The organism is Paenibacillus sp. BC26, assembly GCF_900116125.1.
GTDB lineage: Bacteria > Bacillota > Bacilli > Paenibacillales > Paenibacillaceae > Paenibacillus_Z > Paenibacillus_Z lignilyticus.
Genome location: NZ_FPAD01000004.1, coordinates 182963 through 194537 on the forward strand (window position 1 = coordinate 182963; position 11575 = coordinate 194537).

An 11575-nucleotide genomic window follows, 5' to 3' on the forward strand; every position below is an offset into this window, starting at 1 on the left:
CGACTTAATTTAGGACTGCACCGGAGCAGGACCGGTAGATTCACGGACGATCAGCTTCGGTTCATAGATGACGTCGGCGGTACGTTCCTCTCCGCTGCGACGCTCGATCATAGCCATCAGCAGAGCTACGGCATCCTCGCCCATCCTCGTCTTGGGATGCTCGAACGTGGTAAGCTTCACTTCCGTTGCCGTCGCAAGCGTCGCATCATCGAAACCGACCATGGATAGATCACCGGGTACACTTAGCCCGCTTCTGCGAATGACATCCAGCAGCCGTACGGCCAGCTCGTCGTTATAGCACACAATTGCCGTGGGACGTTCCGCCGGGTCACGAAGCAGCAGCTCAGCAAGCATAGCAGCAGGCTTAACTAACTTCTCTTCGGTCGTATAACGGATAATAGATTCAGGCTGCAGAGTAAGCTTTCGCTCCCTCAACCCGCGCATAAAGCCCCGCATCCGGTGCACGCCTTGAAAGTCATCCGTCTTAAAAAATCCCGCGATCCGCTGATGCCCGAGCTTCACAAGATGCTCCACGGCGCGGAAGCCCCCGAGCTCATCGTCCACCTTCAAGCAGACTGCGTCCAGATCGCTGTATCGTTCATTCAGCATGATGTAAGGGATGTTCCGCGCCTCCAGCGCGAGAAAATAATCCAAATTCGGATTGCCCTCCGCACTCTTGGTCGGCTCAATGATCAGTCCGCCAAGCTGCTGCTGGAGCAGCATGGACTCCAGGTTCTCCCGCTCCCGCGACTTCTCGTTCTCTGTGCTGGAGAGCAGCAATCGAGCTCCATGCTTCCGCAGCTCGGATTCCACGCCGCGCACGATCGTCGGGAATATATAATCCGAAATATGCGTCGTCATCATCCCAATCGTCAGCTTCTGCTGAGGCTCCGCACGAGATTGCCCCCTCTCCCCGTCCGACACAAAGGTTCCTTTGCCTTGAGCCCGGTACAGCCAGCCCTCGGCTTCCAAGTCGCCAAGCGCTTGCCGAACGGTCTGCCGGCTGAAGCCGAACCGCGATGCGATTTCATTTTCTGATGGAAGCTTATCATGGGGCTTAAACTGAGCCATCGCGATCCATGAGACAATTTCCTCTTTGAGCTGTATGTATTTGGGTGGAAGCTGTTCCTTCATGGCCAAGCACCTCTATTTTCCGTTGTTTCCGCCAACTTGTATGGATGTAGTATAGCATGCACTCAACTTGTACGTACATACAAGAAGGATTAGGGGTGCTAACGGCTCCATTCGCATAAAAAACTAGACCTCCGTGCAATTTACAAACACGCTCAGACAGCAGTAAGATGATAGCAGCACGGCCATTTTGAGAGGAGGGTTTGCATGCCCGAAGGCAATCGTTATTTGCGCCTGACGATCTTTTTGCTTGCGGTATTATTTGCAGCTTGTATTGTCATTCAAGTGTACATAGCCGGAATGGCTACGTTTATCGACGGCACGCATTGGTCCGACCACAAAAATTTCGTCCATATTATTGAACCGGTGCCGCTCGCGATATTCGTCTTATCCTTCTTCGGCCGCGTGCGCGGAGCCGTTCGCTGGATTGGATTGGCCATGCTCGTACTTGTTATGGCCCAGTATGCGACCGCTCATTTGAGTGACAAGCTCCCGTACTTCTCTGCTGCGCATCCCGTCATCGCCTTAATTCTGCTATGGTTGGCCGTTTATACGGTTAAGCGCGCTTATCTGATTTGGCGCCGTACGATATAAATAACAAAACCCGCATATGCCGCTAACCAGCGGTACATGCGGGTTTCTTTATTAGGCGTCGCGAATAGCAGGCAAGCTGATCCTGACGACGGTTCCGCGCTTCAGCTCACTCTCTATATCAATCTCGCCGTGATGCTCATGAATGATTTTGTAGCTGGTCATTAGCCCGAGTCCGATGCCTTGTTCTTTCGTTCCATAGAAAGGCTGTCCCAAATACCGGATTCGTTCAGGGGCAATGCCGCGTCCCGCATCCTCTACCCGAATGATGACACGGTCGCCGGTATCCATGCAAATCACTTTCACCACGCCGCCATCCGGCATGGCATCGATCCCATTTTTCACTACGTTCATAATCGCCCGTTTGAGCAACTGCTCATCGCAATATAGGCAGGCGCCTATCGGGCCCTCGCTTGCCACTTCGATGGAAACTCCGTTCTGCAACGCTTCTGCCGCCAGCATGAATTGAACCTGCTCGATGATACCAAGCGGATCGCGTTTCACAAACTGCACGGAAGGATAAGGCTTCGACAGCAAAATAAATTCTTTGGTGAGCGCCTCGATCTGGTTCAGCTCTTCCGTCATAATCTCGATATAGGACCGAAACTCGGAGCTTGTGCCCATCAACTGCAGAAACCCTTTCACCGCGGTAAGCGGATTTCGAATTTCATGCGCCAAACCTGCCGCCAGCTGCCGGGAGACGTGCAGTTTGCTATAGTGGTGACTGAGTTCCTCCATGCGCAGCTGATCGGCAATTCGCTTAAGCTCCAGCTCGTCCATAACGACTTGGGCCAGTGTTTCAAGTATACCGATTTCCTCGTCCGTGATATGTCGCGGCTTGTAATCCAGCACGCAAAGAACGCCTAGATGCTGCCTGTCGCGGCTCGTTAACGGAACTCCCGCATAGAAACGTATGCCGCTCTGTCCTCTGAGAAAAGTCTCCTTGCTCTCACAAGAATCCAGACCTACATCCACCGCGAAATATGGCTTATTGTAATAGACAGCTTCACTGCATAGACCGGAATTCATCTCTATCTCACGCAGATCGGTGCCGTAACTTGATTTCACCCAAATCCGATTTTCGTCAACGAATTTAATCATGCATAGCGGAATGCCAAGCAGTTGCGCCGCCAGACTCGTAATTCTATCAAAAGCATCTACTGGCGTGCTGCCCTGGATCGGATAGGTTCGTAAAGCTTTTATTCCTACATATTCGTTCTCGGATGAATTGGGCATAGATGCCTGCCTTTCAAGTTGTGATTTTCCCATTTTTTTCATTAATTTAGCATGGGTATTAGCCATTATTTTACCAAATTAACTAAGCATTGCATATTCCGTGTCATGCCGATTGCGTAATTTTTTTTTACATTATTGTGCAAAACTTGCATGCCGCATTGCGGATGGCTATATAGAGCCTTCAACAAACAGAGGAGCTGTTCGGCAATCTGCCGCTCAGCTCCCCTTGGAAAGATCAGTTCAAGACGATCACGATTGGATCATCCGCCTTCGTAATGTTTACTCGTTAGCTGCTTTGCGGCCATAGGTGCTAATAATCGCTTGATGTTTCTCATCGGCTTGCTGCATGAGGAGATTAAATTCCTCCCGGTCTCCTCGCAGCAGCGCCCTCTGGCTTTTCTCCATAATGACCGCTAACGAGTTGGCCCCGATATCAAACGCTACCCCCTTGAGCGTATGGACAAGCCGCTTCGTTTTGTTCAGATCACCTTCGCGAACGGCTTGAAGAATCTGCTCAATCGCATCCGAGTGATTGGTTACAAATAATGCGAGGATCCGATTATAGAGTGCCGTATTTCCGCCAAGCCTCGTGATGACACCTTCCGAGTCCAGCTTGTCACCAACTTCCTTCTCCTTGTTCTGACAGAAACGCAGCAGCACATTATAGAGATCCACGGGATCAAACGGCTTCGTGAGATACCCGTTCATGCCAATCGACAGCACCTGCTCCTCTACGCCCTTCATCACATCGGCGGTCATCGCAATAATCGGAACCTCTTCTCCGAATTCCTGCGCTCTTTCTTGTGCTCTGATTGCTTTGGTCGCCTCATAACCGTCCATGACCGGCATCTGCAAATCCATCAGAATGGCGTCATAAACCTTCTGCCCCGCGAGTTTCACAGCCTCTTCCCCGTTACTTGCCACGTCCACATGGCGGACCACCTCACGCAGCAGCTCTTTGGCAACCAATTGGTTAATTTCGTTATCCTCCACCAGCAAGATTACAGCATCCTTCAGGTCTGTAGGCTGGATCGGCTTCATCCCGCCATCCGGCAGATTATAGACGCCATCGCGGTGAAGCAGCTCACCCAGCTCGTTAAACAATTGAGATTGGCTGATCGGATAGAGCAGCGCCTTCGAGATGTAAGGCAGCTGCCCCGCTGCTTCATATTCCGCTTCATGATACGCGCTAATGAACAGCACAGATGGGCTTTTCCCATCGAAATCGCGGATAATTTCCTCAGCAAGCTTAGTCGTGCATAACCCTCTCAGCTTCCAATCAATCAGAATAAGATCATAGGCGTTGCCGGCCAGCAGCAGCTTCCTTGTCTCATCGGCATCCGAGCTCGTCTGGACCTTGAATTCCAGCTGCTCCAGCTGATTCTCAAGCACGGAACGCATCTCGTTATCCTCACATACAAACAATAAACGAGGTTTCTTCTTACCGTACACCTTTCCGACTGCGCTTGGTTTGTCTGATGGCAAGGCCGATTGGAATGGCAGCGTGACGGTGAATAGGCTGCCTGCACCGAGTTTACTTTCAACCGCGATACTTCCGCCCATCGTTTCGGTCAGCTTTTTGCTAATGACTAAGCCAAGGCCTGTGCCCCCGAATTTACGCGTTGTCGTCATATCCGCCTGTGTAAATTCCAGAAACAAATTGCTGACTTGCTCCTCGCTCATGCCAATGCCGGTATCGCGAATGCCAAAGGACAGCGTAGTCGTCTGCTCCTCTCGGGCAACCAGGTTTACGGCAATGGACAGCTCGCCTTTAGGCGTAAATTTGACCGCATTATTCGTAATATTCAACAGTACCTGCTGCAAGCGGAACGGATCCCCCGTCAGCATCTGAGGAACATCGTGATGGATGTCGAAATGGAACCTCAGGCCGGTTTCGTTCGCTTTGTAGCTGATGAGGTTCGAAATATTGCGGAGCACCTCATAGAGGTCAAACCGCGTCGATTCCAGGACGATCTTATTGGCCTCGATTTTGGACAGATCAAGCACATCATTGACCAGATTCAGCAGACTCTTGGCTGCCGTAATGGACTTATCCACGTATTCCAGCTGCTTCGGATTCAAATTCGATTGCTGAAGAATATAATTGAGACCGATAATCGCATTAATCGGCGTGCGGATCTCGTGACTCATATGAGCCAGAAACTGACTCTTCGCTTTATTCGATTCATCCGCGGCTTTGCGTTTCATGATATCGCTCGTATCCACGGCGCTGCCAATTACGTCAACAACAGCACCTTGATTCTTAATGGGATGCAGCGTAACGAGAATATTGATATCCATCATCGTGGTTTCGTAAGTTATCTTCTCTCCTTGCCAAGCCTTCTCATATTTAACTTTAAGAAACGCCGCAAATTCTTTCGGGAATATCCGTACGTCGTCGATGGATTTCCCAATAAAGTCATTCGGCTTCCCTCCTACTCGTTTCAAGAGCTGGCCGTCTATCAAGCTGTAAACAAACAGACCGTTTTTCTTTCGAAAACGAAACGTAAAACCCGGCTGCATGCGAAGTAAGTAACTCATATCACGTTCGGTTTGGATCATCTTGGTTTTGTAACGATGATTGCGGATGAGATAATAAAGGAAGCAGGCGATCAACTGGGAGTAAATAAGTTGAATGAGGATGTAGAGCACGATGGTGTCGAAATTCATCTGACCTGCCAAACATAAGGCTCCATAGTAATAAATTAATAGAAACAGAGCTCCGACAGGCCACTTGACCCAGTACGACCGGATTCGGAAGAACAGATAACCTGTAGCACAAGCTGCCGTTATCCCAATAGCTGCTTGTACCCAATTAATAGAACCATCTTTAATAAATCTCCCTATGTATACGACGATCAGTTCGGCAAGCGCCCCTGCCGGACCTCCGAAGAAAGCGGCCATCATAAGGGCGATTCCCCGCAAGTTCAAAGGCACTTCCGTACCTTGGATCTGTATGCCGAAGAACATCAGAATGACACCCAATAAACCGAATATGCCACCTATGTACACACGTTTAACAAAAGTCGGTTTAGCCTGATTCTCCTCTCGGATAAAGAACGGGGAAACAAAAAAAAGATACACGCTGAGTATCGCAAAATTCAGGATTAAATCTTTAGGCACGCCGTCACCGTCCAAGGGGCTTTTTATACTAATTTACAACATTAATCGACATTGCAATAGCCCTTGGACATAAATAAATGTGAATATTGAAGTAGGTATTTTCTCCTTGATTCGCAAGCGATAAATCTGACATGGATTGGGAAGTTTAATCTTGTTCGGTTGGCAATATTACACAGTAATGGGGCGGTTTCGCGCGGTGAGCGTTGATATTCTCACATTCGCACCTGCAGGGTATAGCTTACCGTAATCGGCCTGCCTTCTCTGGCGAATTGCCCCCACACTTTATAGATTCCGGGAGCAGGGAAGGTCGCATGAAATACAGGCGCCGAGTCCCCGCCTTTCGCATCGACAGGGTGCACATGAATGTACTGCTCCGAATCGCCGCTGATAATGACGACATGTCCGGCAGCTCCCAAATAAGGTTCGAGATTGTTAGCCGGCTTCTTCGTCTTGGCATCCGCAATATGGAACGTCAAGTTAGTTTCTTCACCAGCCGCCAAGCGGTCATAGCTTAACGTAACGATCTCTTGCCCGGTAGATTTCGTGAGTGTTGTGTCCGGTATAAGCGGCTTCAAATCCGCTTTACCGCTTAACAGGATGGCGTGTCTCGATACGACAGAGCCGCCTCCCTCCGGCTGAAACTCCGCGAATAAACGGTACTCGCCCCCGAAAGGAAATGTGGTATCGATCGTGAACATGCCCTCTCCGTCATAGTCCGGATGGATATGGTTGAAATACGATAAATCTTTGCTCACCACAATGAGATGAAGCAGTTTCTCGTGCATAACCGCGAACTCCGTAACGAGCTTCCCATCCGGGCCATGAGCCATAAATTGAATCCGCGTGTTCGACTTCGGAGTCGGCAGCGCTGGATTTAGTCGCCACATGCCTTGAATCTCCGAGCCCCCCATCTCATGGTGCCCATGCTCGTGATGTCCGCTTACAGGGGCGGAGTCTCCCTTTATGCTCGCCGCTCTGGAGCAAGCGCTTAAACTAAGTACGAGTAATGCCAAGCCAACTATAGCCGCGTTTCGTTTCAAGCTTTCCACCTCTTCAAGAAATCATCCTATCCCCCTCTATATTCCACAAAATGGCATCATCCATACCCCAGCAACGCATGCTCAGTAGGATAACGCTACAGACTGGTTCACGTAAGTCGTATCCTTGAGCGTCCTCAGCAGAAAATGTGCCACGTCGGCGCGGGAAATACGCCCTTTTCCACTCGGCACCCCATGTCTGGCCTCCAGGTACTCGCCTCGCAGCCGTCCATTCCCAAGCTGCAGCGGTCGAGCAATTGTCCATTGCAATCCGCTGGCTTCGAGCGCATCAGCCGCTCGGCGATGATCGGCCAGCACCTGCCTCAGCAGCAGCTGCGCCAAGAATCCGGTCAGCCCCGGAATCTCGCGGTATATGCCTGCGGAAGCAACGTAACCGATCCGCTCCACGTGATGCTGCTGCATGCCCGCAATGAGATTGGCGGTCATTTCGGATATCTTTCTCCCACGACGGAACCCTCTTGTACCGAGACAAGAAACAACGCTATTCTGGCCTTCAATGGCATGGCTTACAGCAGCAGGGTCCAGCGCATTGCCTTGCACAATAAGAAGCTCCCCATTGCCTTTGCTTGGCAAGTCGATTTGCAGCTTCTCCGGCGAACGAACGAATGCGGTTACGGATTGCCCCTGCTCCAGTGCCTGCCTGACTACCTCTAGCCCCGTCCTCCCGCTTGCTCCAAAGACGATGATCTTCATCGTACTTCGACCTCCCGCCTGCTGCATTTTTCTATTGACTTTCATCCTTATTTATAATAATTTTAATTTAGTACTTATTATCATCTAGATTCATTTTCAATCCCATTGGGTTATAGAGGGGAAAGGAGCAATCATTCCATGGAAGATATCGTTATCGTAGGTACAGGGCCGGCCGGCTTAACGGCAGCCATTTATCTCGCTCGTGCCGGTTACAGTCCGCTTGTACTCGAGGGACCGCAGCCGGGCGGCCAATTGACCACTACTACCGAGGTGGAGAACTTCCCGGGATTTCCCGATGGCATACTGGGCTCCGAACTCATGTCGAATATGCGCAGTCAAGCGGAGCGCTTCGGCGCACGTTTTGAGACAGGCTGGGTGCAGCATGCTGACCTGTCTGAGCGTCCTTTTAAGCTGTCTCTGGATGGCGGCCGTGAATTGATTGCAAATGCCATGATTATTTCGACAGGTGCTTCGGCAAAATATATGGGTATCCCTGGTGAACGTGACAATATTGGGCGAGGTGTGAGTACCTGTGCAACTTGTGACGGCTTCTTCTTCCGAGGCAAGAAGATCATTGTCGTTGGCGGCGGCGACTCCGCAATGGAGGAAGCCGGCTTCCTGACTAGGTTTGGCACTGAGGTTCGTCTCGTGCATCGCCGGGAAGAGCTTCGCGCATCCAAGATTATGCAGGACCGGGCACGCGCCAATGACAAAATCAAATGGAGCCTCGGCGTCACTCCGATCGAAGTCGAAGCAGGTGAGCACGGCGTGAAGGGACTTCGCGTCCGCGATAACGCCACCGGCGAAGAAATGCTCCTTGAAGCAGATGGTGTATTCGTAGCCATCGGCCATACGCCGAATACCGCTTTCCTAGGCGGTCAAGTGACGACAGATGAGCTAGGTTACGTCATTGTCACACCGGGCACTTCGAAGACGAATATTGAAGGCGTCTATGCCTGCGGCGACGTGCAAGATCATCGTTACCGTCAAGCGATTACTGCGGCAGGAAGCGGCTGTATGGCTGCACTGGATTGCGAGCATGATCTGGAAGCATGGAACAGGGCGGCAGGGCTTGCGACAGACACAGCAGTCAGTGTGTAAAGTGTAATTCCTATATCCTATTATGAAGGAGCTGTTCAAGATGACGACTAAACTACAAACTAAACTTCAAGGTACTCTAAACAAACAAATCGCAACGTGGAGCGTATTGTACATCAAGCTTCATAACTACCACTGGTATGTGAAGGGCAACCAGTTCTTCACCCTGCACGTGAAGTTCCAGGAGCTGTACGAAGAAGCCACGCTGCATGTGGATGAAATCGCGGAACGCTTGCTCGCGATCGGCGGCGAACCGATTGCGACTATGGCTGAATACCTCAAGCAATCCAGCGTGCAAGAAGCAACGGGAAGCGAGTCCGCCGTAGAAATGGTTGACTCCATCGTAGCCGATTTCACCTTGGTCGCTTCCGAGCTTAAGGAAGGCATGGAAGAAGCGCAGTCCGCCGGCGACGAGACGACCGGAGACATGCTGCTTGCGATCCACAGCGGACTTGAGAAGCATATTTGGATGCTTAAAGCGTTTAACGGGAAACAAGTTTAAATCGGAGAAACCACAAGAACCTCTACCATTGGCGGGAGCTCGCGGCTCACCTGAACGAAATGCCGCATGTTATGCAACATTTCGTCTACGCTCCCCCATCATGTGGGGCAACTATACAAAAGACACCTTTTGCAGCCGGGAGCTTCCCGCTGCAGAAGGTGTCTTTTTCGCATCTCATCTATTTCTTCTTATTCGCCGCAATTTGCTCGGCCAACTCGTTCAAGTATGCCCAGCGATCCATTAGTTGCTCAAGCTTCGTTTCGAGCTCTTGCTGTTCCTTCAGCAGATCTTGCAGCGTAGCCGAGTCGCTGCTCGATACTTCCATCTTCGTTTGAACGGCCGCAAGCGCAGCTTCGGCTTTCTCGATATCCGAATCGATGGATTCAAATTCCTTCTGCTCTTTATAGGTCATCTTGGTCGGAAGAGCAGGGTCGTTGCCGGTTGCGACCGGTGGAGCCGAAACAACTTCCGACTTGCGCTCCGCAGCTGCCGCGCCGCCTGTGCCGGCGTTAGTTCCGGAACGATTGCCGTACTGCGCCGCATACTGTTGGTAATCCGAGAAGTTGCCCACATGCTGCTCGATCACGCCATCGCCCTCGAAGGCGAAGATGCGCTCGGATGTCCGATCCAGGAAATAACGGTCATGGGATACGGTGAACACGACGCCGGGGAAGTCGTCCAGGTAATCCTCCAGCACCGTTAGCGTTGTAATGTCCAAGTCATTCGTCGGCTCATCGAGCAGCAGCACGTTCGGCGCTTCCATCAGCACGCGCAGCAGCTGCAATCTGCGCTTCTCTCCGCCCGAGAGCTTCGCGATCGGCGTCCATTGCTGCGCCGGCGGGAACAAGAACCGCTCCAGCATTTGCGCCGCGGTAATATTCGTTCCGTCGCCGGTCGTAACGCGCTCCGCGCTCTCGCGGATATAATCGATGACGCGCAGCGACTCGTCCATCTCTTCGCGTTCCTGCGAGAAGACCCCGAGCTTCACCGTAGGGCCAAGCCGAACCTCGCCTGCATCCGGCTCCAGCTTGCCGGAGATCAGCTTCAGCAGCGTCGACTTGCCAAGGCCGTTACGGCCAACGATACCTACGCGATCCTCCGGAACCGCAATGTAGCTGAAATCGCGGATAACTGTCCGTCCCTCGAAAGCTTTGGTCAGCCCTTCCAGTTCAATAATTTTCTTACCCAGCCGCGTGGAAGCTACGGAAACTTCAAGCTTGCCGTTCGCTTTCTCCGGAGCTGCTGCACTCAGCGCTTCGAAACGCTGAATACGCGCCTGCTGCTTGGTTGTCCGCGCCTGCGCGCCTCTTCGCATCCAAGCGAGCTCGTTGCGAAGCAGGTTCTTGCGCTTCGCTTCCGACGCTGCTTCCCGCTCCTCGCGGTCTAGCTTCAATTCAATAAACTTGCTGTAGTTCGCCGTATAGAAATAGGCTTTCCCTTTGTCCAGCTCCAGCGTCCGGTTGCTGACACGGTCCAGGAAGTAGCGATCATGCGTAATCATCAGCAGCGCGCCTTTGCGTTTCTGCAGCATCCCCTCCAGCCAAGCGACGGACTCGTTGTCGATATGGTTGGTAGGCTCATCGAGCAGCAGCACATCGGCCGGCTGAATCAATGCCGCAGCCATCGCGACACGCTTGCGCTGGCCGCCGGAGAGCGTGCCCAGCTTGGCGCCATAGCTAGCGATGCCGAGCTTCGAGAGCGCGATCTTCGCTTCGCTCTCGATGCCCCAAGCATCCAGCTCCGCCATCCGCTGATTGGCGTGAACGAGTCGCTCCTGCAGCCCGGCGTCGCTTGGCAGCAGCTCCAGCGCTTGCAGCGCCTCTTCATAGGCGCGCACCGCAACCATTTGCGGCGAGTCGCCGCCGAGCACATGCTCGAGCACGGTCTGCTCGGGATCAAACTGCGGGTCCTGCGAGAGCATCCGCACCGTTACGCCCCCGGCAACAAGAATAGAGCCCGAATCAGGGGGCTCTATTCCTGCAACAACTTGAAGAAACGTCGATTTACCGGTGCCGTTGACGCCGATAATTCCGATTTTGTCGCCCGTTTCCACGCCGAACGACACGTCTTGAAACAATATTTTTTCACCGTAGGTCTTTGAAATATGATCAACCGTTAATACGTGCATCTTATTATTCCCGCC

9 protein-coding genes are annotated in these 11575 nt (G+C 52.0%); 3 read left to right on the top strand and 6 right to left on the bottom strand.

Annotated elements, in window-relative coordinates:
• Positions 1-9 precede the first annotated feature (9 nt).
• Complete coding sequence (locus BM412_RS24410; RefSeq protein WP_091224139.1) at positions 10-1134, bottom strand: GntR family transcriptional regulator; 1125 nt, start codon at positions 1132-1134, stop codon at positions 10-12.
• A 204-nt stretch (positions 1135-1338) separates the two neighbouring features.
• On the opposite strand from BM412_RS24410, the gene BM412_RS24415 reads away from it, so the two are divergent.
• Positions 1339-1725 carry a DUF6220 domain-containing protein gene (locus BM412_RS24415; protein WP_091224140.1) on the top strand — a complete coding sequence of 129 codons (387 nt, stop codon included), beginning with the start codon at positions 1339-1341 and terminating at the stop codon, positions 1723-1725.
• 51 nt (positions 1726-1776) lie between these two features.
• Here BM412_RS24415 and BM412_RS24420 read toward each other — a convergent pair whose 3' ends face one another.
• The 4 genes from BM412_RS24420 to BM412_RS24435 form a co-directional block, all read right to left on the bottom strand.
• Positions 1777-2958, bottom strand: coding sequence for a GAF domain-containing sensor histidine kinase (locus BM412_RS24420; RefSeq protein WP_177246063.1), 1182 nt, complete (start codon positions 2956-2958; stop codon positions 1777-1779).
• 279 nt (positions 2959-3237) lie between these two features.
• Positions 3238-6081: a response regulator gene (locus BM412_RS24425; protein ID WP_371264856.1), complete on the bottom strand. Its 2844-nt coding sequence runs from the start codon at positions 6079-6081 to the stop codon at positions 3238-3240.
• A 212-nt stretch (positions 6082-6293) separates the two neighbouring features.
• Complete coding sequence (locus BM412_RS24430; RefSeq protein ID WP_143111691.1) at positions 6294-7121, bottom strand: hypothetical protein; 828 nt, start codon at positions 7119-7121, stop codon at positions 6294-6296.
• An 81-nt stretch (positions 7122-7202) separates the two neighbouring features.
• Positions 7203-7832 (bottom strand): NAD(P)-dependent oxidoreductase, encoded by a 630-nt coding sequence (locus BM412_RS24435; protein WP_177246064.1) that lies wholly within the window; start codon positions 7830-7832, stop codon positions 7203-7205.
• Between the two features lie 138 nt (positions 7833-7970).
• On the opposite strand from BM412_RS24435, the gene trxB reads away from it, so the two are divergent.
• Positions 7971-8933, top strand: a complete 963-nt coding sequence (gene trxB, locus BM412_RS24440) for a thioredoxin-disulfide reductase (RefSeq protein WP_091224145.1) — start codon at positions 7971-7973, stop codon at positions 8931-8933.
• Between the two features lie 40 nt (positions 8934-8973).
• Positions 8974-9432, top strand: a complete 459-nt coding sequence (locus BM412_RS24445; protein ID WP_091224146.1) for a Dps family protein — start codon at positions 8974-8976, stop codon at positions 9430-9432.
• Positions 9433-9610: 178 nt separating this feature from the next.
• Here BM412_RS24445 and BM412_RS24450 read toward each other — a convergent pair whose 3' ends face one another.
• Complete coding sequence (locus BM412_RS24450; protein ID WP_091224147.1) at positions 9611-11560, bottom strand: ABC-F family ATP-binding cassette domain-containing protein; 1950 nt, start codon at positions 11558-11560, stop codon at positions 9611-9613.
• Positions 11561-11575: the final 15 nt, after the last annotated feature.